Genomic DNA, 23,955 nt, shown 5'->3' with positions numbered 1-23,955 from the left:
CCTTCGGGCACCCCTCCTCATCTGAGGAGGGGAGTTTTTCGTTCAACTCCACAGCTATGAACCAGCCCCGACCGTTTTATCATCCACTAACTTCCCTGATTTGGCGCGGGCTGGCGCTTGGGGCTGGCCTGGCTCTGGCCTCGTGCAGCGGCACCAAGTTCATTCCCGAAAACGACAAGCTCTACACCGGCAGCAGCGTCAGCATCAAATCGAACTACCCCGTTCCGAACGAGTCGGCGCTTACCACGGAGCTCGAAGCCGTTATTTCGCCCAAGCCCAACACGTCCATCCTAGGTCTGCGGCCCAAGCTGTACTTCTGGCACATGGGCGAGGGCAAGAGCAAAGGCCTGGGCAAGTGGCTGGCCGATAAGTACGGCGAGGCCCCGGTGCTGCTCAGCCAGGTAGATACCCAACGCGTGAAGGGGCTGATGATTAACCGCCTCTACAACAACGGCTATTTTGCCACGCCCGAGGTGCAAAGCCTCATCAAGGCCAAGGGCCGTACGGCCAGCGTCGATTACGTAGCGCGTGTGGAGCGGCCCTACACCATCAAGGAAATTCATTTCCCGGAGCGCGACACGCTCATCGACCGCGACATCCGGAAAACCCAGGCCGGTTCGCTGCTGAAAGTAGGCGACCCGTACAACCTGAACACGCTGATAAACGAGCGTACGCGTATTGATAACGAGCTCAAGCAGCACGGCTATTACTACTTCGCGCCCGATTACCTGCTGTTTGAGGTGGATAGCACGCAGCACAACCAGGCCAACGTGTACATCCGCGTGAAAGGCAACATTCCGCACCGCGCCGACCACCCGTACATCCTCAACCGCGTGACGCTCAACACCAAGTACGGGCTTACGGACACCACCGAGGCCATTCGGCCCATCATGTACAAAGGCTACCGCTACGTACCCGATGAGAAGGTGTTCAAGGCCAAGGCCATAACCAACGCGGTGTTCTTGTACCCCGATTCGTTGTACCGCCGGCGCCGCCACGACCAGACCCTGAGCCGCCTGATGAGCCTCGGTACGTTTAAGTTTGTCGACATCCAGTTTCGGCCGGCGCGGCAAAAGCCCGACTCAGCCGGCTACGGGTTCCTGAACTCGACGGTGCGCATGACGCAGCTGAAGAAAAAGTCGTTGCGGGCCGAGTTTCAGCTGATATCCAAAACCAACGGCTTCACGGGGCCGGGCATTACGGCGCAGTTCCGCAACCGCTCGGCCCTGCGCGGTGCCGAGCAGCTAATCGTGAACCTGGTGGGTACGTTTGAGCGGCGGCAGGGCGTGGGCAGCAATACCGACGTCGGCAACCAAGGCTTTGGGGCCAACTCCATCGAGGTGGGCATCAACGGCCAGCTGCTAGTGCCCAGGCTGATAACGCCGCCCTTGCCTTTCCTGGATGTGCGCCTGTCGAACTCCGATTTTCAGCCGCGTACCAGCTTTGGCGCGGGGTACCGCTACGTGGAGCGGCGGCAGTTCTTTCAGGTTGATTACCTGAACCTGAACTACGGCTACAGCTGGAAAACCAAGATTACCAACGAGCAGGAGCTGCGCCCCATTGACCTGCAGTACGCGCGCCTGGCCCGCACCACCGACGACTTCGACGAACTGCGCCGCCGCCGCCCGTTCCTCGACAACAGCTTCCGGCAGCAGTTTATTCCGGCCTCGTCGTACCGCTACACCTACAACAACCAAGTGTACGAACAGCGGCGCAACCAATCCTACTTCAGCGGGCAGGTGGAGGTGGCCGGCAACCTGGCCAGCCTCGTCAGCAAGCTGTCGGGCACCGAGGGCAAAATCTTCGGGCAGGAGTACTCGCAGTACAGCCGCTTCGATCTGGAGTTTCGCAACTACTACCGCGTAGCGCAAGACCCCACCAGCGGCAACCGCTTTGCCACCCGCGTGCTGGTGGGCCTGGGGCTGCCCTACGGCAACTCCACGGTGCTGCCCTACCTGAAGCAGTACGGCATTGGCGGCCCCAACAGCGTGCGCGCCTTTGCGCCCCGCCAAATTGGCCCCGGCCGCTACGAGCCCACCGACAGCCTGCAGCGCAGCACCAGCTTCTACGACCAGGTGGGCGACATCCGGCTCGAGGCCAACGCCGAGTACCGCCAGGATTTGTTCCCGTTCGTGAAGGGCGCCCTGTTTGTGGATGCCGGTAACGTGTGGCTCGTCAACAACGACCCCACGCGCCCCGGCGGGCAGTTTGCCCTGAACTCGTTTTTCAAGGAGCTGGCCGTAGGCGCCGGGGCCGGCTTGCGCGTCGATGTGCAGTTCCTGGTTATCCGCCTCGATTACGCCGTGCCCTTGCGGGTGCCCTACGGCGGTACCGGCGGTAATGCGGGCCGCCTTAACCTAGCCATTGGCTACCCCTTCTAGGTAATGAGTTTGTGAGCTGAGGAGTTAAAGAGTTTCGGCTGCCTGCTCCCGAAACGCGCGGCCCCGGCAACCTAGGCCCAGGTTGCCGGGGCCGTTTGCTTATGCCGGGGCCAGGGATTCAACTCCTGAACTCTCCAACTCCACAACGCACAAACTCATTGCCTAGCCAGCGCGGGTTGTTTGCGCCACCAGCCCCTAGGTCCGCGGGCGCGGGTTTCTTTCAGGAACTGCTCCAAGCCGCTGGCAATGCGCTCGGCTATTTCCTGCTGAAACGCGGGGTTGATGAGGCGCTGCTCGTCGTCGGGGTTCGAGATAAACGCCGTTTCCACGAGCGCGTTCGGGAACTCGGTGGGCCCGTTCAGGGCAAAGTTGAAGGCGCCCACGTTGCCCCACGGCGCCAGGCCGGTTTGCAACATCTCGTGATAAATGGCCTGCGAAAGCGGCCGGAAGCCCACGTAGCGGTAAAACGTGGCCGTGCCTTTGGTATCCTTGGTGCCCGAGGAGTTGACGTGCACGCTCACGAGCAGGTGCGGCATGGCCCGGCGCAGCCGCACAATGCGGGCTCCGTTATCCACGCTTACATCGGCTTCGCGCGTCATCAGCACGGTGGCGCCTTTTTGCTCCAGCTCTCGTTGCAGGCGTTGGGCAATGGCCAGGGTCAGGTCTTTTTCCTTGGCTCCGGTAGCACCAACGGCGCCGTGGTTGTCGCCGCCGTGGCCGGCATCGACGGCTACCGTAAGGCCCCGCAGCTCGAGCCTGGCCGGCGGCCGCCGCACCCGAACGGTAAGCGTGTTGCCTTGGTAACCGATGGCGTAGCCCCAGCTTTGCGCGTGCTTCAGGTCGATAACAATGCGGAACACATCGGGCTGCGGCTGCTCGTAGTACACGTTCTCAATCGCCTGCAGGCCGCCGCGTTGCGTTATCCAGTTGGTGTTGGAGGTGGCCCCAAACACGTCAATCACCAGCCGCGAGGGCTCCAGTTGCAGTTGCGAGCGGTAGGGCAGGCGCTCCTGCAAACCCACGCGCACGTAGTCGTATTGCGCGTCGCCGCTCACGCTCCACGAGCCCGTAAGCGACTGCGGCACCAGGCCGCCGGGCGGCAGCAGCGTGGCTACCTCCACAGGCACCCAGGCCGTTTGGTTTTCGGCCAGGCGCACGCGGTACTGGCCCCCCACGCGCCCCGTAAGGTGCAGCAGCACCAATGAGTCGAGGTAGCCGATTTTGGCGCCGCCCAGGCGGTCTTCGCCCAAACCGTAGTTAAGGTAGGCCAGGGCACCGCGGGTGCGGGCCAGCTGCGGCACGTTGGGGTCGAGCACGCGCACGGTGGTGCTGGTCAGCAGCGAATCGCGGCGGCCATCGGGCAGCTGCGCGTACAGCTTAATCCGGCGGGTGTGGAGCGTGTCGCCGGGGCGCACCACGTAGCTAACCTGGTATACGCCCGGTTGGCCGTTGGCGAGGCTGGGGTGTAGCTCGGGCAGCGGCAGGCCCCACGAGGTAGTTACCCGCGCGCCGGGTTGGGCTTTGGCGCGCAGCTGCAGCCGGTCGCCGGGTTGCAGCCATTGGTCTTGTGCAGGCACTACTTCGGCGCGCTCCAGCAGGCGCGCTTGGTTTTGGGCGCGCCCTAGGTGGGGCAAGCCGGTTATCAGCAACAGAGCCGGAAGGCAGCGGGCAAGCAAACGCAGCATGGGGGTAGGCTAAAAGAAAAGCCCCGCGGCGTGCGGGGCTTAAATCAATACGGCTGGCGGCGAATTACCGCGTGTTGGTGGGCTTATCGCGCACGGCCTCGCGCAAATCTTTTATGTCGCGGCCGGCTTCAAGGGCCGTGAATTCGGTTTGCAAGGCCTTGATGCGCAGCTCCTGGCGGGCCGGTAAATCGAGGCGCAACGAGCGGTAGCGGTCGTTGAGCCGGCGAAACACGGCCGTGGCGTAGTCCCAGTCGCGTTGGGTCCAGTCGCGGCGCTTGTCGCGGGTTTGGCGCAACAGCTGCGTGTAGGCCGGCTCCAGCTCCTGCACCGAGAGCTGCTCGATGCTGGCGTAGCTGCCCAGCAGCTCTTGCGTAAACTGATTAGCGGCCGCATCGTCGAGCGGCTGGCGGCTGCGCGATTTGGATACCGAATCGAAACGGGCGGCGCGGCTGCCGGCACGTTTCAGCGCGTCGCCGGCTTTGTCGGCCAGGGTATCAAGTTTGCGGGCGCTGTCCTTCACGATGTCTTGCCGCTCGCGCGGCGTGGTATCGCAGGCAGCCATCAGCAGGGCCACACCGGCAAGCAGGGCGGCGCGACCAACGCAAAAAAAGGCGGGGGCGGCAGAGGGTTTCATGGCCGAAGTTTACGCAAACTCTGCCATGCAGGATACTGCCGCCCCGCGCGCTAGTTCTGGGCCTGGGTTATCCGGAAGGTAAAGGGCAGCTCGTACTCCACCGGCACGGCGCGGCCATCCTTGCGGCCCGGAATCCACTCGTGCGGAATGGAGCGGGCAATGCGCAAGGCCTCTTCGTCGCAGCCCGAACCAATGCCGGTAAGCACCTGGTAATTGCTGGCGGTACCTAGGGTATCGATAACGAAGCGCACCACCACGCGCCCTTGCACGTTTTTGGTGCGGGCCTGCGTGGGGTACTGCAACTGGCGCATGTAGGTTGAGAGGACGCCGTCGCCGCCGATGTACAGCGGCGGGCGCTCCAGGTAACCGCTCTGCCAGTTGCCCGCTACCTGGTGCCGGTAAGGGTGTTCGTCGGGCTTGCGGAAGTACAGCAATCGTTTGCGGTCGTAGTCGTAACGCTGCACCAACACTTTGCGTCCGCTACCGGTAAAAGCGTAATAGGCCCATTCGCCGACTTTCTGGCCCTTTTCGACGCGGCCGCTATCGAGGTCGGTTTGGCGTACGCGCCCCTGGGCGTGCACAGCAGCCGAGGCGCAGCACATGAAAGCAATGAGTAGTAAGCGTGTTGCCATAGACGGGAGTAATGGCCAAAGCGAACTTTGCTAAGTTCTACTTCGGGTGGTTGAAGTCAGTTCTTGGAAAAAGCCTGTAATCTGCCGATTTGCTGCTATTGGCAACTCAGCGGATATTGAAATTACACTTTTTCTGTTGAAGGCAAGCTTCGGTAATCCCGGAATGTTACACAAATGTGTTTACGAAGGGTCGTCGAGCCGATTTTGCAAATCGTGGAGTTGTGCCTGTAAACCAGGAAAATGAGGGCACAGCACGCTAAGCCGGCGCAGGGTGCGCAGGGCGCCGCGGTCGTCGCCAACCATGCGCTGAATGGTGGCTTTGCCCGACAAGGCCCCGAAGTGGCGCGGTTCGCGCTCCAGCGTTTGGGCTACGTCCTCGAGCGAGGCTTTGTACTCGCCACGGAGGTAGTGAGCGGTAGCGCGCTTGTTCCAGCCCTCGGCAAAGTCGGGGTGCTTTTTCACCAGCCAGGTAAAATCATCGATGGCCTTGGTGTAATCGCCGGCAGCCATGGCGCGCATGCCTTCTTCGAGGCGTTTGTTCAGGGCCTGGTCGTCGGTTTCGAGCCACAATTGCCAGATGCCCTGCTGCAGAGCCTCGATTTCGAGCGGGGCCGTGGCCGTACGCAAGCGCGTAAAAAGCTCATCGAGTTGTTGCTGACGGTCGGAGGACATAAGCGCAAAAGCTGGCTCGGCTTATAACGAAAATCGGGCGGCTTTGGTCGCACCTGGGGCAGCAAACCCGCCGGGCGGCCCTAGGTGCCCGTGGCATTGGCTGCACAAAGCAGCCCCGGCCCGCTGCAGGAGCGAGCCGGGGCAAACCGACAAACAAAAACCGGAAGCCGAGTAAGCTAAAACAACTCGGCCGCTACGCGGCGCACCGCTTCGGAGCGGCCCATGCTGTAGTAGTGCAGGCAAGGCACGCCGGCCGCCATCAACTCGCGGCTCTGCTGAATGCACCAGTCGATGCCGACCTCGCGGGCGGCGGCATCGTCGCGGCACTGGGCCACGGCCTCTACCAGCTCTTCGGGCAGGTTCAGGTAGAACGTGCGCGGCAAAACGGTAAGCTGCTTTTTGGAGGTAAGCGGCTTCAGGCCCGGAATAATGGGCACCGTAATGCCCGCCTGCCGGCACTTGGCCACGAAGTCGAAGTACTTCTGGTTGTCGAAAAACATCTGCGTCACGATGTACTCGGCTCCGCAATCGATTTTCTGCTTCAGGTAGCGTAAGTCGGTGCTCAGGTTGGGCGCTTCGAAGTGCTTCTCGGGGTAGCCGGCCGTGCCAATGCAGAAGCTGGTGGCCGCCGTATCGGATTGCTCTTCGTCGAGGTAGCGGCCGCCGTTCATGGCCGATACCTGCCCGATCAGCTCGCAGGCGTAGGCGTGGCCGTTGGGGTGCGCCACAAAGCCGGGCTCCGACTTAATGGGGTCGCCGCGCAAGGCCAGCACGTTGTCGATGCCCAGGAAATGCAGGTCGATGAGGGCGTTTTCGGTTTCCTCGCGCGAGAAGCCGCCGCAGATCAGGTGCGGAACGGTGTCCACATCGAAGCGGTTTTTGATGGCCGCGCAAATGCCTACCGTGCCCGGGCGCTTGCGGGTGGTAATCTTCTCGAGCAGGCCTGCCGCCCGTTGCCGGTACACGTACTCTTCGCGGTGGTACGTCACGTCGATAAACGGCGGCTTAAACTCCAGCAGCGGCTCGATGTTCGAGAACAGCGTCTGAATGTTTTCGCCCTTGCGCGGCGGCAGCACCTCAAACGAGAAGAGGGTTTTGCCGTTGGCGCGGGCAAGGTGGTCGGTAACTTTCATAGTGGCCTCACCCCCCGGCCCCCTCTCCGGGGGAGAGGGGGAGCCTGACGATTAGCGAATGGGGGGAGTCAGGATTGTGGTGGCTGGTTTATTCTTGAGGCAAAGCCAAGGCTTCGCGGATGGTTTGCAAAACAGCAGAAAGGGTGCTGAGCACTTGCTCGTTGATGAAGCGCAACACGCGGTAGCCGGCGGTGGCTAACTCGTAACTGCGACCTAGGTCGTACTGGGCTTGGCTGCGCTCGGCGTGCATGTCGCCATCGACTTCAATAATGAGCTGATGATCGGTACTGATGAAGTCAACAATAAAGTTGCCTATAGCATGCTGCCGCCGAAACTTTACTCCGTTGAGCTGCCGGTTGCGCAATGCTTGCCACAAAGCGTCTTCGGCCGACGTCGGATTACGCCGCATCTCCCCGCTGAATGTCTTCAGCCGAGTGTGCCACCGCTTCTGATCAGCGGTTAGCCGGTCCTGCTTTGGGTCTGGTGCGTCCACGCAAAAGCTGTAACTACTGCGCAGTTGTAACTGCAACAACGTTGACTTTAGGCTCCCCCTCTCCCCCATGTCGCGCATCTAGCGAGGGAAGGGGGCCGGGGGGTGAGGCCACATCGTAGTTCAAGTTAGGCGACAACCAGCGCTCCAGCTCGGCAGAGGGCATGCCTTTGCGGCGGGCCAGGTCTTCTACCTGATCTTTGCCAATTCGACCTAGGCCGAAGTAGCGCGAATCGGGGTGGGCGTAGTAGAAGCCGCTCACCGAAGCCGTGGGGTACATGGCCAGGTTTTCGGTGAGGCTGATGCCGGTTTGGCCGTTGCCGAGCAGGTGGAACAAGGTAATCTTCTCGGTGTGATCGGGGCAGCCGGGGTAGCCCGGGGCGGGGCGAATACCGCGGTACTCTTCCTTGATAAGGTCTTCGTTGGAGAGGTGCTCCTGCGGCGCGTAGCCCCACAGCTCGCGGCGCACCCGCTCGTGCAGGCGCTCGGTCAGGGCTTCGGCCAGGCGGTCGGCCAGGGCTTTGGCCAGAATGGCCGAGTAGTCGTCGTGCTGCGCCTCGAACTCGGCCACCAGCTCATCAAGCCCGATGCCCGCCGTTACGGCAAAACCGCCTAGGTAATCGGCGCGGCCGCTGTCCTTAGGAGCCAGGAAATCGGAGAAGGCGAAGTACGGCAGGCCCGGTGCCTTCAGGCTTTGCTGACGCAGCGTGAAGGTTTCGGCCAGTAACTGCTCGCGGGTGTCGTCGGTGTATACCTCAATTGTGTCGGAGTCGACGGTATTAACCGGCCAGAAGCCTACCGTAGCACGGGCCGTAAGCAGCTTTTCATCGATGATGCGCTTGAGCAGGGCTTGGGCATCGGCAAATAGCTTGCGCGCGGCCTCGCCTAGGGTCTCATCTTCCAAGATGCGCGGGTAGCGGCCTTTCAGCTCCCAAGCGTGGAAGAAAGGCGTCCAGTCGATGTAGGGCACCAGCTCCTGCAGCGGGTAATCTTCGAATACCCGCGCACCCAGAAAGCTGGGCTTGGTGATGGGCGCGGCAGCCCAGTCGGCCTGAAACTTCTGCGCGCGGGCATCCTCAATGCTCACGTACTCCTTGGTACGCTGGCGACCGGCGTGGTCGTCGCGCAGCTGTAGGTACTCCTGGGCCACGTCGTTGGCGTACGCATCCCGACCTAGGCCTAGCAGTTGCGAGGCCACCGGCACGGCACGCGAGGCGTCGTTTACGTGTATAACGGGCCCTTTGTAAGCGGGTGCGATGCGCACGGCCGTGTGCAGGCGCGAGGTGGTAGCGCCACCAATGAGCAACGGCACGCGCAGGCCGCGCTTCTCCATTTCCTGCGCCACGTACACCATCTCGTCGAGCGAAGGCGTAATCAGGCCGCTTAAGCCCACAATGTCGGCTTGGGTGCGCTCGGCTTCGGCGATGATCTTTTCGAGGGGCACCATCACGCCTAGGTCAATCACCTCATAGTTGTTGCAGGCCAGCACCACGCCCACAATGTTTTTGCCGATGTCGTGCACGTCGCCTTTCACGGTAGCCAGCAGTACTTTGCCGGCTGTCTGGCGGGCTTCGGTGCCGCCGGCAGCAGCTACGGCGTCGCGCTCGGCCTGCATGTGCGGCTCGAGCCAGGCCACTGCGCGCTTCATCACGCGGGCCGATTTCACTACCTGCGGCAAGAACATTTTGCCGGCGCCGAACAGGTCGCCCACTACCGTCATGCCGGCCATCAGCGGGCCTTCAATCACGGCCAGCGGCTTCTGCAATTGCTTCAGCGCTTCTTCGGTATCGGCTTCGATGTGGTCGGTAATGCCTTTTACCAAGGCGTGCTCGAGGCGCTTCTCAACCGACCACCCGCGCCATTCTTCCTGGCTAATAGCTGTCAGCTGTTGGCTATTAGCTTTCTGATGGCTAAGCTTGTCGGCCAGCTGCACGAGGCGCTCGGTGGCATCGTCGCGGCGGTCGAACAGCACGTCTTCCACGGCTTCGAGCAAATCCTTGGGCACTTCGTCGTACACGGTCAGCTGGCCGGGGTTCACGATGCCCATATCCAGACCGGCCTTGATGGCGTGGTACAGGAACGCGGCGTGAATGGCCTCGCGCACCGGGTCGTTGCCGCGGAAGGCAAACGACACGTTGCTGACGCCGCCGCTGGTGAGGGCGCCGGGCAGGTGCTGCTTAATCCAGCGCACGGCCTCAATAAAGTCGATAGCGTAGCGGCGGTGCTCCTCGATGCCGGTGCCTACGGTAAGGATGTTCGGGTCGAAGATGATGTCTTCGGGCGGGAAGCCTACTTCTTCGGTGAGGATGCGGTAGGCGCGCTGGCAGATGTCGATGCGGCGCTGGTAGTTATCGGCCTGGCCCTGCTCGTCGAAAGCCATTACGATAACCGCCGCGCCATAAGCGCGCACCAGGCGGGCGTGGTGCTTAAACACCTCTTCGCCCTCCTTCAGCGAAATCGAATTGACGATGCTCTTGCCCTGGGTGCACTTCAGGCCAGCTTCCAGCACCTCCCACTTGGAGGAGTCGATCATGATGGGCAGGCGGGCTACATCGGGCTCCGAGGCCAGCAGGTTCAGGAAGTTGGTCATGGCCTCCACCGAGTCGAGTAGGCCTTCGTCCATGTTCACGTCGAGCACCTGCGCGCCGCCTTCCACCTGGGCGCGAGCCACGGCCACGGCTTCGTCAAACTGCCCCGAGCGAATCAGGCGAGCGAAGGCGCGCGAACCCGTTACGTTGCACCGCTCGCCCACGTTCACGAACAAGCTTTCGGGGTGAATATTCAGCGGCTCCAAACCGCTCAGGCGCGTGGCTTGGGGGCGCACCGGCAGCTGGCGCGGCGGGTAGCGGTCGACGAGCTTCGCGGCTTCGGCAATGTGCTGGGGCGTGGTGCCGCAGCAGCCGCCCACCACGTTTACGAGGCCTTCCTGCAGGTACTCTTCCAGCACGGCCGCAAATTCCTGGGCCGATTCGTCGTAGCCGCCGAAGGCGTTGGGCAAGCCGGCGTTGGGGTAAGCCGAAATGTAGCAGTCGGCCAGGCGGCTCAGCTCCTGCAGGTACACCTTCAGCTGCTTGGCACCTAGGGCGCAGTTCAGGCCAATGCTCAGGATGGGCAGGTGGCGCATGGAGTTCCAGAACGCCTCCACCGTTTGGCCCGACAACGTGCGGCCCGAAGCATCGGTGATGGTGCCCGAAATCATGATGGGCACCACGCGGCCGCCCTCATCGAAGAAGCGCTGCGCCGCGAACAATGCGGCCTTGGCGTTCAGCGTGTCGAAGATGGTCTCAATCAGCAGCGCATCCACGCCGCCATCAACCAGGCCTTTGATCTGCTCCAGGTACGCCGTAGCCAGCTCATCGAAGGTGATGGCGCGGAAGCCCGGGCGGTTTACGTCGGGCGAGAGCGAGGCCGTGCGGTTGGTGGGGCCAATGGCGCCGGCCACAAAGCGCGGGCGCTCGGGCGTGCTGTACTCGTCGGCAGCGGAGCGGGCTAGCCGGGCGGCTTCAAAGTTCAGCTCGTACACAATGTGCTCCAGGGCGTAGTCGGCCTGCGCCACGGTGGTGCCGCTGAAGGTGTTGGTTTCTACCAGGTCGGCGCCCGCGGCGAAGTACTCGGCGTGCACGCCGCGCACCACGTCGGGGCGCGTCAGACACAGTAAGTCGTTGTTGCCGCGCAGGGGCTTGGGGTGGTCCCGAAACCGCTCGCCCCGAAAGTCGTCTTCGGTGAGCTGGTGGCGCTGCAGCATGGTACCCATGGCACCATCGAGCACGAGGACACGGCGGGCAAGCAGCTCGGCAAGCGGGGAGGCGGGAACAGTAGGCATATGGTCTTTCCGGATTGCGGTGGATGCTGGCGCGTATCCGGAAAGCCGAGGGGCCGCGAGGGGCTCTGGTTCCGCTCATCTTCTCCGAACGCCGCACCGGCCTCGGATGGGAGTTAGCACCTTGCCGCATTGGCCGGTTGCTAAGACGTCGTCGGGCCCAGTCCCTCGGTCTTTCTGGATAAGCACCACGAAGATAGAGGCCGCCACGAGTTTTTGCAAGTGCCCCGCCGTACCTCAACAGCAAATACGTGTAGTTTATTTGAAAGTATAAATATTTAATTGTAAATTATTGGTAGAAGAAGTGGTGTTGCTGAGTGCTATGGAAACCGTTTATCACCAACACGCGCCCGTGCCAAGCGCCGGGCTGCGCGCCAACCCGTTGTGGTGGGCGGCGCCCCTCGCCGGCCTGGTTGCTGCAGCCCTAAACCTGGGCATTTACTACGCTGCTACTGCTACAGGGCTGTTGCCGGCCAATCTGCGCGAGCCTACCGGCGGCACCATTGGCCCGGCCCACGTGGCCCTGGCCTCGATGGTGCCGGCCCTGCTCGGGGCTTTGGTGCTGGCCGCCCTTATCCGGTGGGCCGATCGGCCGCTGCAAGGGTTTGCTATTGTGGCGGTGGGTATTTGCCTGCTCTCGATGGCGGGCCCGGCGGCCATTCCGCACAACCCGGCCAGCGGCGTGGCTGTACTGGGCCTGATGCACGTGGTAGCGGCCGGGGTGGTGTGGGCGCTGTTCAGCCGCGTTACCCGCGCCTAGGTGCGCGGCACGCTGCAAGGCTCAGCCAACACCTACTGCGCCCCAACTCAGGGTAGGGTTTGCCGGCCGCGGGGCGTCAGATGCAAACAGTGCTTTTGCCAAGGCTTGTGCTTGCCCCCAGCAGCTTGGCTTTGCTGTTGTTGCCTAGGTGCCCGGGCAGCCAGGTGCTGCCGGGGCCTGGGCAACGGTCGTCGGCGTTGGCAAGGGGTTGAGGTGGTTTTGGGCTGATTCCGGCCGATTGCATGGCGGGCGCGGTAGGCAACTACCACTTGGCATGCAGCAACTCAGTTATACAGCCCGGGGTGTGTAAATAGTGTTTTGTCTATTAAAATTATATCAATGATAATATGAATTTAGCCATGGTATATAATGCATATAATATATTTGTGCAGCCATTGTTCAGGCGATATACGCTGCTTGCTAACTAACTGGTAGAAAGCCTTTTGGTTGCTGCAATGTGTCATTGAGCCTGAATGGGGCTGCTTTGGCCTGGGAGCTTAGAGGGCTACTCTGCTTTCGCTTTTCCCGGCCACGAATCACTTTATCTGCCCAACGGGCATTCAGCCTTCGCGCGGCTAACGCTTAACGGCGCCGGGGCAGGCGCAACGAGCCATTTCAGGAATGGCTTGGCTGTAACAAATGCCTCGGTTTGGTGCTGCACAAGCTTTTTTACTCCACCTTCTTAACCCTTTTTCATGCGATTGATTGCTACGCAACAAGGTTTACAGAATATCCAACAAGTGGTAGGCCAGGCCGAGCCCACCCGCCGCAGCTGGCTTAAGCGCCTGGGCGCCGTGCTCGGCGGTAGCCTGCTGGCCGGCCCTGCTGCCGCAACCGCAACCCGGCAAGCCTATCGCACTACCGGCATGGAGCCGTTCATCGGCGAAATCATGCTGTTTGCCGGTAATTATGAAGTGCAGGGCTATATGTTCTGCAACGGCCAGATACTCTCAATCGCACAAAACACGGCCCTTTACTCCATACTGGGCACCATGTACGGCGGCGACGGGCGCACCACATTTGCCCTGCCCGATTTGCGCGGCCGTGTGCCCCTGCATTATGGCCAGGGGCCAGGCCGGTCGCAGTACACCATGGCCAGCGCAGGTGGCAGCGAAAACACCACGCTGCTAGCCAACCAAATGCCCGCCCACGTGCACTCCGCGCCGGGCAGCGTAAGCTCGGGTGCTGCCACCACCAACTCGCCGGTAGGAGCGGTGCCGGCCGTGCTTTCGGCTACCGACGTGAACGGCGAGAGCGTAAGCGTGAAGGGGTACGCCGCCACCGGCAATATCAACTCGACCGGGAGTACCGGTATAGCAGGTAACAGCCAGCCGTTTTCCACTTTGCAGCCTTACCTGGCGCTCAATTTTCAGATTGCAGTAGAAGGCATCTACCCATCGCGCAACTAACCTGCCCGGCGGGCAACCGCCGCCGGCTGTTTCGGCCGGGCCCAAGCGGGTTGTGCGCCAATTGCCGAGCTGGCTTGCCTTGCTCCTGTTGCGGTTTCGGGGCCCTAGGTGTGGCCGGGGCAGCCGCCGCAAAGGGGCAGGGCAGGGGCTGGCTTTTATCTGATATTATATGAAAAAAACTTACTCCTCCGGCGGCCTGCTTCGCAAAGCGGCGCTGCTGGTTTGGCTTGTGTGGGCGGCTTTGCCGGCCCGGGCCCAGGTTAGCTACTCGGTGCAAACGAGTCCGTTTCCGGTGCTGTCGTTTCCCAACCGGCAAGGCTTTATCGACGTGGACAAAGACGGCGACTTGGATTTGCTGTACCAGAACGGCAACACGGCCGGTGCGGGCATCGGCCTGCGGCGCAACGACGGCGGTGGCAACTACACCGATTTCGCGGCCGGTGCGGGCGGTACGTTCGCGAGCGGCCCGCTCACTGGCATCACGTTCACGCACGTGGTGTTTGGTACCGTCAGCAACGGTTATGCGCAGTTTGCCGTCGATTATGACCGCGACGGCGACACCGACATTGCGCAAATGGTGAATGCCCAGGCGGGCTCGTTGTTTCGCAACAACGGCAACGGCACCTGGAGCGCCGTGGCCAACCCGTTCGTTTCCATTGCCATTGCCTCGCGCCGCGTTTTCATCGACGTGAACAACGACGGCGCCATCGACATGCTGTTTCAGGACGGCAATACGCCCGGCACTAACATCGGGGTGCAGATCAACAACGGCAGCGGCGCGTTCAGCACTACCAACGCCAACAGCAGCGGCACCTTTACCAGCGGCCCGCTCACGGGCGTAACCCTCACCGGCGTTATCGGCAGCGGCGACCCGTCGGTGTTTGCGGTGGACTACGACAACGACGGCGACAGCGACCTGCTGACCGCGCCCAGCGGCAGCGCCGGCACCCTGTACCGCAACAACGGCGGCAGCTTTGCCGTGGTGGCCAACCCGTTTCCGGCGCTGAGCATTGCCTCGCGGCGGCGCTTTGTGGATGTGGACGCCGACGGAGCCGTGGACATGCTCTACCAGGACGGCAGCACGCAGGATACCGGCATTGGCCTGCTGCTGAACAACGGCAGCGGTGCGTTCAGCACCACCAGCGCCAACACGAGCGGCACCTTTACCAGCGGCCCGCTCAACGGCCTCGATTTCGATTTCATCTCGCAATCTTCCCCGGGGCTGTACGCCTCCGACTACGATAACGACTCCGATACCGACCTGGTGGAATTTACGACGGGAGCCGCCGGCCGCGTGCTGCGCCAGGAAGGCAACCCCCCGCTGCTGACCGCCAGCACGCCCGCCGACAACGCCACGGGCATCGCGCCGGCCACCAACATCACGCTCGTGTTCGACAAAAGCGTTACCAAAAGCGCGGGCAACTTTTACGTGGTGCGGGTGTCGGATAACAGCGTGCTCGAAACCATTCCGGTGGGCGACGCGCGGGTAACGGGCAGCGGCACCACCTGGGTTATCAACCCCAACACCACGCTGGCCCTAGGTACCGCCTACGCCATCCGCATCGATGAGGGCGTGTTTCGGGATGCCAGCAACCGTGCCTACCTGGGCATCTTCGACAACACCACGCTCAACTTCAGCACCTACAACACGGCCACCGTGGCCACGGCTGCGCCCACCGGCGTGAGCAGCAGCGGGGCCACGCTGGGCGGCAGCGTAACGGCCGACGGCGGCGCCAGCGTAAGCGAGCGGGGCGTGGTGTACAGCAGCACCAGCACTACCCCAACCCTAGGTGGCAGCGGCGTAACGACGGATGCCAACGGCACGGGCCTGGGCAATTTTGCGAAGGCCCTGACGGGCCTGACCGCCGGCACCACGTACTATGTGCGCGCCTACGCCACCAACGCGGCCGGCACCGCCTACGGCAACGTGCTGAGCTTTGCCACGCCGGTACCGCTCAGCGCTTCGGCCGTCATTACCAACGTGGCCTGCTTTGGCGGCGCCACCGGGGCCATCAGCCTGACGCCCAGCGGCGGCACCGCGCCCTACACGTACCGCTGGAACGACGGCATTACCACCCAGAACCGCACCGGCCTGCCGGCCGGCAGCTACTCGGTTACCATTACCGATGCCAACACGCGCACGGCTACGCTGAACCTGAACGTTGCGCAGCCGGCGGCGGCGCTGGCCGCCACTGCCTCGCAAACCAACGTAACCACCCCCGGCGGCGCCAACGGCACGGCCACGGCCACGACTACGGGCGGCACCGCGCCCTTTAGCTACGGATGGGCGCGCACCTCGGCCCCGGCGGGCAGCCTCGGCCAAACCACCGCCACCGCTACCGGCCTGGCCGCCGGCACGTACCGCGCCACCGTTACCGATGCCAACGGCTGCACCACCACCCAAGACTACACCATTCTGCAGCCCACGGCCGCGCCCGTGGTAGTTGCGCCCGCCAACGGTAGCCTACTCTCGACCACCACCCCGGCCTACGCGGGTACCGCTGCCGCCGGCAGCACCGTAACCGTGTTTGTGGATGGCACCAGCATTGGTACCACCCCGGCCAGCGCGGGCGGCAACTGGAGCCTAGGTCAGCCCGCGGCCCTGAGCCAAGGCAGCCACGCGGTTTACGCCCAGGCCCAGCTTAGCGGCCAGCTGACGAGTGCCAGCTCCAATACAAACACCTTTTTGGTAGATTCCACCCCGCCGCCAGCCCCTGTGGTAACGGCGCCGGCCAACGGCTCGCTGAGCGCGGCCACGCCCATTTACTCGGGTACGGCCGAGCCCGGTGCCACGGTAACGGTACTGGTCGACGGCAGTAGCATCGGCACGGCCACGGCCAGCGCCGGCGGCACCTGGAATCTGGCGCAGGTGCAACCCCTGGCGTTTGGGAGCCACACGGTGCGGGCCCGCGCCACCGATGCGGCCGGCAACACCGGCCCCGACAGCGGCACCAACACGTTTACCGTGCCTAACCCGGCCACCTACACCAGCAGCACCGCCGAGCAGCCCGTTACCGGCGCGGTGGCGCCGGGCAGCCTCAACCAGGGCGTGTTGCGCGTGGCCGTAACCATTGGCGGCGGCCCCGACTTGCCCCTGAGCGCGCAGTCGTTCTCGTTTAGCACCGCCGGCAGCACCGCCCCTGCCGACATTGCCACGGCCCGCGTGTACTACACCGGCAGCAGCGGCACGCTGGCTACCACCACCGCCTTTGGCGGCGTCATCAGCAGCCCCAACGGCGCCTTTACGGTGGCGGGTACGCAGCAGCTCAGTACGGGGGTCAACTACTTCTGGCTGGTGTACGATGTGGCCGCCGGTGCCGCCGATGGCAACGTGCTCGATGCCACGCTCAGCAGCCTGACGGTGAGCGGCACGGCCTTCACACCAGCCACCACGGCGCCGGCGGGCAGCCGCCTCATCATCCGGACGAGCCGCGTGGCCGGTACGGCCTTGCGCCTGGCCGGCGGCAACACCCTGGGCTACGTTGGTTTCGGCAACGATGCCGCCAACCCGGCGCCGGCGTTCAGCGGCTCGTACACGCAGCAGGCCTGGATTAAGCCCAGCCTGAACACGAGCAGCACGGAGTACTACGTGCTGGGCAACGGCACCGGCAACGCGGCCGCGCCCTACCTCAGCATTACCGGCAACGGCCGCCTGGAAGCCGGTTTCGGCACGGGTACGGGCACGGTGTTCGTGCGGACCAACCCCAACGCCCTAGGTGCCGGCTGGAGCCACGTGGCCGCCACCTACGACGCCGATGCCGACTTGCTCACGCTTTACCTCAACGGCGAGGTGGTGGGCACCCAAGCCAGCCCCAACGGCCCGGCGGCCACCCCCGTGAGCTACGTGGGCAGCGTGGGCACCACCGCGGGCAACGGCTTCCCCGGCGACCTGGACGAAGTAAGCCAGTGGAACCAAGCCCTGAGCCGAACGCAAATCCGCCAGCTGCGCCACCTCACGCTCAGCGGCACCGAGCCCGGTCTGGTATCGTACCTGCAGTTCAACGAGAGCGGCAGCGCCGTAACCGATGTGGTGCGCCGCCTGGCGGGCACGCTGCTCGGCGGCACGCGCGTGGCCAGCACCGCCCCGGTGGGCTACGGCCAAAGCAGCCTGCTGGCCGTTACGGGCGCCGGCAACTATACCTTTGCGGGCACCAACGCGGCCATCAACTTTACCACCGCCACGGGCGCGCCCTATGATGTGGTGGTAACGCGCCTCGAAGGCCGCCCCCTAGGTACCCAGGTAACCGACGCCAACCTGCGCGGCCTGCATACCCCGGCCTACTGGATTGTGAACCGGTACAGCACCGCCGCCATGGCCGCCACCATTACGTACACGCTGGGCCCGGCCGATATCAGCGTGGCCGATGCGGCCACGCCCGCCAACCTGAAGCTCTACAAGCGCGAGAGCAACAGCGACGGGGCTTTCGACGCGCCCATTGCGGCCAGCGCTGCCAACGCGGCAGCCGGCACGGTAAGCTTCCCGGTTACCTCGTTCAGCCAAACGGTTATCGGCGGCTACGGCAACTCGCCGCTGCCGGTGGAGCTGGTGCGCTTTACGGCCGAGCGCACGGGCCCCGATGCGTTGCTGCGCTGGACCACCGCCCAGGAGAAAAACAACGCCGGCTTTGAGGTAGAGAGCAGCGCCGATGGGCGCGGGTTCCGCCGCATCGGGCGGGTGGCCGGGCAGGGCACCAGCACCAGCCGCCACGACTACCAGTTTACCGACGCCAACCTGGCCCGCTACGCCAGCCCCGTGGTGTACTACCGCTTGCGCCAGCTCGATACCGATGGTGCCGCGCACTACTCGGGCGTGGTGGCCCTGGCCGTGGCCCCCAATGCCGGGGTTAGCGCCGTGGCCTTCCCGAACCCGGCTACCGACGAGCTGCTGGTGCGCGTGGCCGGGGTAACGCAAGGCGCCGTTGATTGCCAGCTCTTCGATGCGCAAGGACGCCGCGTGCTGCGCTTCGGGCAGCGCCTGACGCCGCACTACCAGCCCGACCTTGCCACCTCGGTACAGCACTTGCCCGCCGGCATGTACGTGCTGCGCGTTACCCTGCCCAACGCGGTGGTAAACCTGCCCATCGTGGTGCGGCACTGAGCAAGGCCCTAGCTCCCTCCGAAAGAAGCAAGCCCCGGCCCGTTGGTCGGGGCTTGCTTTTTTGGCCCTAATGCCCTCGAATAACTATGTTTAAGCCATGCGAAATTACCTGTGGTTTATAAAGAGTGCCGGGCTACTGCTGAGCAGCCCCACGCAGGCGCAAACCCCGGCCCCGGCCGTTGGCAGCGGGTTGCGCGCCGAGTATTACCTAGGCGAGCGTTTCGAGCAGCGGGCCTACACGCGCACCGATCCGCAGATCAACTTCGATTGGCGGTTTGAGTCGCCGGCGCCGGGCGTGCCGGCCGAAAACTTTTCGGTGCGCTGGACGGGCTATTTGCTGGCGCCGGTGTCGGGCGTGTATACCTTTCATATTGCCGTCGACGACGGCATGCGGGTGTGGCTCGGCAACCGCAAAATCCTCGACGAATGGCGCTATCAGTCCGAAATACAGGCCACCAGGCAAGTGCGGCTAACTGCGGGCGAGTACTACCCGTTGCGCGTCGAGTACTTTCAGGGCTCGGCGCCCACGCGCGCTTTTCTGGGGTGGGTGCTCCCAAACCAGGAAGCCGAAAAAGGCCTCGACAACCTGTTTGGTTTGCTGCCCGCCGTGCAGGAGCCCGCCGCGGTGCCCGCGCGCTACCTGTTCAGCCGCAACCCCAAAGCCGCCGTGGCTGCCCCGGCTAAGCCTGCCAGCACGCCACCTAGGGCCGTGGTGGCCGGTTTGCCCGCGGGCGTAACCGTGCGCCAGGTGCCCAGCGCGGTGGTGGTGGGTCGCCGGCCCCAGCCCGCGCCCGCCCGCGTGGCGGCCGCCGCGCAGCCGCGCCGGGCAGTGGCCGAGCCGCCCAAAGCGGCGGCTCCAACGCCGGCTGTGGCCGATTTAAGCGAGCTGCACAAGCTGCCCGCCGGCGCGGCCGTGGAGCTGCGGCATATGTACTTCGAGCAAAGCAAAGCGCGGCTGCTGCCGGCCTCCTTGCCCGAAATGGAGCGCCTGGCGCAAATTCTGAAAGACAACCCCGCGCTGCGCCTCGAAATAGCCGGCCACACCGACAACGTGGGCGACGCCAACCTCAACCAAGTGCTTTCGCAGCAGCGGGCCGAGGTAGTGCGCGACTACCTCGTGCGGCAGCAGATTGCCGCCGAGCGGCTGCTGGCCGTGGGCTACGGCGGCACGCGCCCCGTGGCCGACAACGCCGACCCGCAGCAGCGCCCGCGCAACCGCCGCGTGGAGGTGGTGGTGCGCTAGGGTTTGTAGCTGGCTGGCGCCTTGGCCCGCGGTTGGGCAGGCAGCCTAGGTGCTCGTGGCGGATGGTACTGGCAGGGGAGGTTTGTAGGGCGAGGCTTTGATTAAGTTGAAATATTTTTAGCTTAACGGCCTCGTGCTCAACCTCTCAACCCCAAGTAGTGCCCATGTACCAATCCGCCAAAACTCCGCTTTCCTGGCTTGCGCTGGGGGCAGCTGGCTTGCTGGCTTTGGCTTCGGCCTCGTGCAGCCAAAAATCCACCTCCGCCGCTACCCAAGCAGCGCCACCCGCCACCACCACGGCCGCTCCCGCCGCCGAGGCCGCGCCCGCCTACCAGATTCCGGTCGATTACTACACCTTACCCAACGGGCTGAAGGTGGTGCTGTCGCCCGATAAAACCGCGCCGCTCGCTACGGTGGCGGCCTACTACAACATCGGCTTCCGCAACGAGCCCAAAGACCGCACCGGCTTTGCGCACTTGTTCGAGCACATGATGTTCCAGGGTTCGCAGAACCTAGGGAAGATGGAGTTTATCCAGCTGGTGCAGAAAAACGGCGGCGTGCTCAACGGCTCCACCCGCTTCGATTTCACCAACTACTTCGAAACGGTGCCCGCCCACAAGCTCGAAACCATGCTGTGGGCCGAAGCCGACCGCATGCGCGGCCTAGCCATTACGCAAGCCAACCTGACGAACCAGCAGGGCGTGGTGAAAAACGAGGTGCGCGTAAACGTGCTCAACCAGCCCTACGGCGGTTTTCCGTGGCTCGATATGCCGCAGTACGCCAACAAAAACTGGTACAACGCCCACAACTTCTACGGCGACCTGAAGGACCTCGACGCCGCCACGCTCGACGACGTGCAGAAGTTCTTCAAAACCTACTACGCGCCCAACAACGCCGTGCTGGTGGTGGTCGGCGACTTTGAGCCCGCCCAGGCCCGGCGTTGGATCGAGCAGTACTTCGCGCCCATACCCGGCACGCCGCAGCCCCCGAAAGTCGACCTGACGGAGCCGCGCCAGGAAAAGGAGCAGCGCTTCACCAAAGACGATAAGCTGGCCAACAAGCCCGCCCTGGCCTTTGCCTACCACATGCCCGAGCGCAACTCGCCCGAGTACTACGCCATGATTCTGCTCGACCAATTGCTGCTGCAGGGCAACGACAGCCGCCTGTACCAAGCCATGGTGCAGAAGCGCGGCTACACCGACAACGTGAGCGGCGGCATCAACTACCTAGGCAACCAGTTCAACTACGCCGGCCCGATGCTCTGGATGGGCAACCTCACGCACGACCAGACCGTGAAGGCCGACTCCGTGGTGGCCGTGCTCGATCAGGAAATCAATAAGCTGATGCGCCCCGGCGGCGTTACGCCCGCCATGCTCGATCTGGCCGTCGTGAAAATGCGCTCCAGCTTCTACGACCAGGTGGGCGGCTCCGACGGCTTCGGCCGCGCCGATATGCTGGCCTCGTTTGCCTTGTTCGACAACAACCCTGCGCGCATCAACACGCTGGAGGCAGAGTTCCGGAAAGTAACGCCCGAGCTGATGCAGAAAACCGCCCAGGAGTATCTGCGCCCCACCAACCGCACCGTGCTGCTGATTAACCCGTTGGCCAAAAGCTGACGCGCGGCTGTAGCGCGGACTTTGGCTACGCCGACCTTCGGTTGCAGTCCGCGTCCGCAGATAGTATTCTCTTACAATCAGAACGTGCAAACGGCGCGGAGGACGCGGACTACAAAGTCCGCGCTACAGCCGCGCTACACCCCCTCAACCTCCCATGAAACCACTATGCCTAGGATTACTCGGCGCGGCCCTGCTGCTGGCCGCTCCGCTGAAGGCGCAGGATCAGCCTAAAAAGCAAACCCCGCCCGAAGGCGGCACGCCCAAGGACTTTAGCTTGCCCGCCAAGGAAGAGTTTAAGCTCGACAACGGCCTGCAGGCCACGCTGGTGCCCTACGGCAACGTGCCCAAGGTAACCGTTACGCTGGCCGTGCAGGCCGGCAACGTGCATGAGCCGGCTGGCCAAACCGGCATTGCCGATTTGCTCGGGCGCATGCTACGCGAAGGTACCCGCTCGATGTCGGCGCAAGAAATGGCCGAAAAGGTGGCCCGCATGGGCGGCTCGCTCGATGTCAGCGTCGGCTCAAACCAAACCATGATCTGGGCCTCGTCGCTGTCGGAGTTCGGGCCCGAGCTGGTGAACCTGCTGGCCGAAATGGTGCAGCACCCCACGCTGCCCGCTGCCGAGCTGCCGCGCCTGAAGGCCGACTTTAAGCGGCAAGTAGCCCTAATGCGCGCCCAGCCCAGCACGCAGGCCCAGCAGAAGTTTCTGAAGGCCATGTACCCCAACCACCCCTACGGCAACATGCTGCCCACCGACGCCGAAATCGACGCGATGACGCTGGAGCAGGTGCAGGCCTTTTACCAGTCGCAGTACGGGGCGCAGCGCAGCAACATCTACGTGGCGGGCAAGTTCGATGACGCGGCCATGCGCAAGGCCATTACGCAGGCTTTCAGCCCGTGGCCGCAGGGCCCGGCCCCAAGCATTCCGCTGGCCAAGCCCGTTACGCGCGGCCAGATCATGACCCAGGACCGCCCCGGCGCGCCGCAGTCCACCATCGTGATGGGCTTGCCGGTTATCGACCCCACCAACCCCGACTACCTGCGCCTGCGCGTAACCAACTCGCTGCTGGGCGGCTCGTTTGGCTCGCGCGTTACGCGCAACATTCGCGAGGACAAGGGCTATACCTACTCGCCCTACAGCTACATTTCGCCGCGGTACCGCGCGGGCGAGTGGGCCCAGGTGGCCGACGTAACCACCCAGGAAACCGGCAACTCGCTCAAGGAAATCGTGTACGAGATTGAGCGGCTGCAGAAGCAAGCCCCCAGCGACGACGAGCTAAAAGGCATTCAGAACTACGAGGCCGGCTTGTTTATTCTGCGCAACTCCAACCCCGGCGGCATCATCAACCAGCTCAACTTCCTCGATTTGCACGGCTTGCCCGATTCGTACCTCACCGATCAGGTGAAGAACACCTATGCCGTCACGCCGCAGCAAGTCAGCGAAACCGTGCGCAAGTACATCCGCCCTGAGTCGATGACGATTGTGGTGGTGGGCGACAAAAAGGTGATTGACCCGCAGATCAAGAAATTTCAGGCCACGCGCAAAAAGGCGCTGTAATAACCCTGTATCCCTTCCGCCAAGCAAAAGCCCCGGCCTAGGTGGTCGGGGCTTTTGCTTGGCGGAAGGGGCTTGCGCTATCGTCGCTGAACGCGGTTTTAGAATTGCACCGGGTAATTGCGGGCTTCGCTGGGCGCCAGCGTAAGCGAATCGAGGCTGGTGCTGAGCAACGTGCTGTTGCGGAAGCGCTTCACTTCCAGGCGTATCAGCAGCTCGGCCGGCATGTCGAGGCGGTGCTGCGTTACGCTGTTTGGGTTTTGGGGGCTCGAAAAGCCGGTTGAAGTGCCGTGGTACCCGATGCGCAACGGTGGCTGGGTCAAGGTGCTTGCGTAAATATCAATACGGTCGGTGGCTTGCATGGCCTGGGGGTTGGCCAGCTGCATTACCAGAGTGGCTGGCCGCGGCAGCAAGTACGTGGGGTTGGTGACGGTGATGTCCCGCTGCCTAGGTGCTTCCACGTCAATGACGTTCAGGCCGTAATAGGGCAGCGGGGCCACATCCACGTCGAGGATGCCGGTGTTCAACTCCTCGTCGGTAAGGCCATAGCGCAGCATGTACTCGCCGTTGGCGTTGGAGGTGGCCACGCTTTTCTTTCGCACATCGGTGCGGCCAAAAAAGCCGTAGCCCCGAAACCACACCAGGGTAAGCTTTACACCGGGGAGCGGGTCGCGGCCGTTGGGGCCGGTAACAAAACGGCCCGTTACCGTGGTGCAGCCCGAGCGGCATTTTTCCGGCGCGGGCTCCTTGTCGCAGCCGAGCAAGCCCATAGCGCCCGCCAAAGCCGCAAGGGCGACCAATTTTACACGCAGCATCATAAAGCAGGC

15 protein-coding genes and 1 riboswitch are annotated in these 23,955 nt (G+C 63.4%); of the genes, 7 read left to right on the top strand and 8 right to left on the bottom strand.

Annotated features, from left to right (window positions below; genetic code table 11):
• Positions 1–56: 56 nt before the first annotated feature.
• Positions 57–2,381 carry a translocation and assembly module lipoprotein TamL gene (gene tamL / locus OIS50_RS14185; protein ID WP_264691294.1) on the top strand — a complete coding sequence of 775 codons (2,325 nt, stop codon included), beginning with the start codon at positions 57–59 and terminating at the stop codon, positions 2,379–2,381.
• 155 nt (positions 2,382–2,536) lie between these two features.
• Here the strand turns inward: tamL and OIS50_RS14180 are convergent, their stop codons facing one another.
• From OIS50_RS14180 to metH, 7 genes are all read right to left on the bottom strand, one after another.
• Positions 2,537–4,066: an N-acetylmuramoyl-L-alanine amidase gene (locus OIS50_RS14180; RefSeq protein ID WP_264691293.1), complete on the bottom strand. Its 1,530-nt coding sequence runs from the start codon at positions 4,064–4,066 to the stop codon at positions 2,537–2,539.
• Positions 4,067–4,130: 64 nt separating this feature from the next.
• Positions 4,131–4,700 carry a hypothetical protein gene (locus OIS50_RS14175; protein ID WP_264691292.1) on the bottom strand — a complete coding sequence of 190 codons (570 nt, stop codon included), beginning with the start codon at positions 4,698–4,700 and terminating at the stop codon, positions 4,131–4,133.
• A 50-nt stretch (positions 4,701–4,750) separates the two neighbouring features.
• On the bottom strand, positions 4,751–5,332 hold the full coding sequence (locus OIS50_RS14170) for an energy transducer TonB (protein WP_264691291.1): 582 nt from the start codon (positions 5,330–5,332) through the stop codon (positions 4,751–4,753).
• A gap of 180 nt (positions 5,333–5,512) precedes the next feature.
• The gene (locus OIS50_RS14165) at positions 5,513–6,004 is read right to left on the bottom strand and encodes a tetratricopeptide repeat protein (protein WP_264691290.1); all 492 of its coding nucleotides are present in this window, start codon (positions 6,002–6,004) and stop codon (positions 5,513–5,515) included.
• Between the two features lie 176 nt (positions 6,005–6,180).
• Positions 6,181–7,137: a methylenetetrahydrofolate reductase [NAD(P)H] gene (metF, locus tag OIS50_RS14160; RefSeq protein ID WP_264691289.1), complete on the bottom strand. Its 957-nt coding sequence runs from the start codon at positions 7,135–7,137 to the stop codon at positions 6,181–6,183.
• 88 nt (positions 7,138–7,225) lie between these two features.
• Entirely contained in the window at positions 7,226–7,546 is a 321-nt protein-coding gene (locus OIS50_RS14155; RefSeq protein ID WP_264691288.1) for an endonuclease domain-containing protein, read from the bottom strand.
• Positions 7,547–7,643: 97 nt separating this feature from the next.
• Positions 7,644–11,450, bottom strand: coding sequence for a methionine synthase (metH, locus tag OIS50_RS14150; protein WP_264691287.1), 3,807 nt, complete (start codon positions 11,448–11,450; stop codon positions 7,644–7,646).
• A gap of 72 nt (positions 11,451–11,522) precedes the next feature.
• Positions 11,523–11,635: riboswitch (SAM riboswitch) on the bottom strand.
• Between the two features lie 134 nt (positions 11,636–11,769).
• Between metH and OIS50_RS14145 the strand changes: the two genes are divergently transcribed.
• The 6 genes from OIS50_RS14145 (at position 11,770) to OIS50_RS14120 (ending at position 23,131) form a co-directional block, all read left to right on the top strand.
• Complete coding sequence (locus OIS50_RS14145) at positions 11,770–12,207, top strand: DUF6069 family protein (protein WP_264691286.1); 438 nt, start codon at positions 11,770–11,772, stop codon at positions 12,205–12,207.
• Positions 12,208–12,902: 695 nt separating this feature from the next.
• Complete coding sequence (locus tag OIS50_RS14140) at positions 12,903–13,616, top strand: phage tail protein (RefSeq protein ID WP_264691285.1); 714 nt, start codon at positions 12,903–12,905, stop codon at positions 13,614–13,616.
• Positions 13,617–13,785: 169 nt separating this feature from the next.
• Positions 13,786–18,714 carry a LamG-like jellyroll fold domain-containing protein gene (locus OIS50_RS14135; protein ID WP_264691284.1) on the top strand — a complete coding sequence of 1,643 codons (4,929 nt, stop codon included), beginning with the start codon at positions 13,786–13,788 and terminating at the stop codon, positions 18,712–18,714.
• A 97-nt stretch (positions 18,715–18,811) separates the two neighbouring features.
• Positions 18,812–19,957 (top strand): PA14 domain-containing protein, encoded by a 1,146-nt coding sequence (locus OIS50_RS14130; RefSeq protein WP_264691283.1) that lies wholly within the window; start codon positions 18,812–18,814, stop codon positions 19,955–19,957.
• A 164-nt stretch (positions 19,958–20,121) separates the two neighbouring features.
• Positions 20,122–21,573 (top strand): M16 family metallopeptidase, encoded by a 1,452-nt coding sequence (locus OIS50_RS14125; RefSeq protein WP_264691282.1) that lies wholly within the window; start codon positions 20,122–20,124, stop codon positions 21,571–21,573.
• Between the two features lie 154 nt (positions 21,574–21,727).
• Complete coding sequence (locus OIS50_RS14120; protein WP_264691280.1) at positions 21,728–23,131, top strand: M16 family metallopeptidase; 1,404 nt, start codon at positions 21,728–21,730, stop codon at positions 23,129–23,131.
• 98 nt (positions 23,132–23,229) lie between these two features.
• Here the strand turns inward: OIS50_RS14120 and OIS50_RS14115 are convergent, their stop codons facing one another.
• The gene (locus OIS50_RS14115; RefSeq protein WP_264691279.1) at positions 23,230–23,946 is read right to left on the bottom strand and encodes a hypothetical protein; all 717 of its coding nucleotides are present in this window, start codon (positions 23,944–23,946) and stop codon (positions 23,230–23,232) included.
• Positions 23,947–23,955 lie beyond the last annotated feature (9 nt).

This window comes from Hymenobacter sp. YIM 151858-1 (assembly GCF_025979705.1).
GTDB lineage: Bacteria > Bacteroidota > Bacteroidia > Cytophagales > Hymenobacteraceae > Solirubrum.
This window is presented reverse-complemented; position numbering and strand designations above follow the sequence as displayed.

Excerpts from the sequence above, each read along its gene's own strand:
- OIS50_RS14165 (WP_264691290.1), bottom strand. The coding sequence starts at position 6,004 with ATGTCCTCCGACCGTCAGCAACAACTCGATGAGCTTTTTACGCGCTTG.
- tamL (WP_264691294.1), top strand. The coding sequence starts at position 57 with ATGAACCAGCCCCGACCGTTTTATCATCCACTAACTTCCCTGATTTGG.
- OIS50_RS14115 (WP_264691279.1), bottom strand. The coding sequence starts at position 23,946 with ATGATGCTGCGTGTAAAATTGGTCGCCCTTGCGGCTTTGGCGGGCGCT.
- OIS50_RS14145 (WP_264691286.1), top strand. The coding sequence starts at position 11,770 with ATGGAAACCGTTTATCACCAACACGCGCCCGTGCCAAGCGCCGGGCTG.
- OIS50_RS14140 (WP_264691285.1), top strand. The coding sequence starts at position 12,903 with ATGCGATTGATTGCTACGCAACAAGGTTTACAGAATATCCAACAAGTG.
- metH (WP_264691287.1), bottom strand. The coding sequence starts at position 11,450 with ATGCCTACTGTTCCCGCCTCCCCGCTTGCCGAGCTGCTTGCCCGCCGT.
- OIS50_RS14170 (WP_264691291.1), bottom strand. The coding sequence starts at position 5,332 with ATGGCAACACGCTTACTACTCATTGCTTTCATGTGCTGCGCCTCGGCT.
- OIS50_RS14125 (WP_264691282.1), top strand. The coding sequence starts at position 20,122 with ATGTACCAATCCGCCAAAACTCCGCTTTCCTGGCTTGCGCTGGGGGCA.
- OIS50_RS14155 (WP_264691288.1), bottom strand. The coding sequence starts at position 7,546 with ATGCGGCGTAATCCGACGTCGGCCGAAGACGCTTTGTGGCAAGCATTG.
- OIS50_RS14130 (WP_264691283.1), top strand. The coding sequence starts at position 18,812 with ATGCGAAATTACCTGTGGTTTATAAAGAGTGCCGGGCTACTGCTGAGC.
- metF (WP_264691289.1), bottom strand. The coding sequence starts at position 7,137 with ATGAAAGTTACCGACCACCTTGCCCGCGCCAACGGCAAAACCCTCTTC.
- OIS50_RS14180 (WP_264691293.1), bottom strand. The coding sequence starts at position 4,066 with ATGCTGCGTTTGCTTGCCCGCTGCCTTCCGGCTCTGTTGCTGATAACC.
- OIS50_RS14135 (WP_264691284.1), top strand. The coding sequence starts at position 13,786 with ATGAAAAAAACTTACTCCTCCGGCGGCCTGCTTCGCAAAGCGGCGCTG.
- OIS50_RS14175 (WP_264691292.1), bottom strand. The coding sequence starts at position 4,700 with ATGAAACCCTCTGCCGCCCCCGCCTTTTTTTGCGTTGGTCGCGCCGCC.
- OIS50_RS14120 (WP_264691280.1), top strand. The coding sequence starts at position 21,728 with ATGAAACCACTATGCCTAGGATTACTCGGCGCGGCCCTGCTGCTGGCC.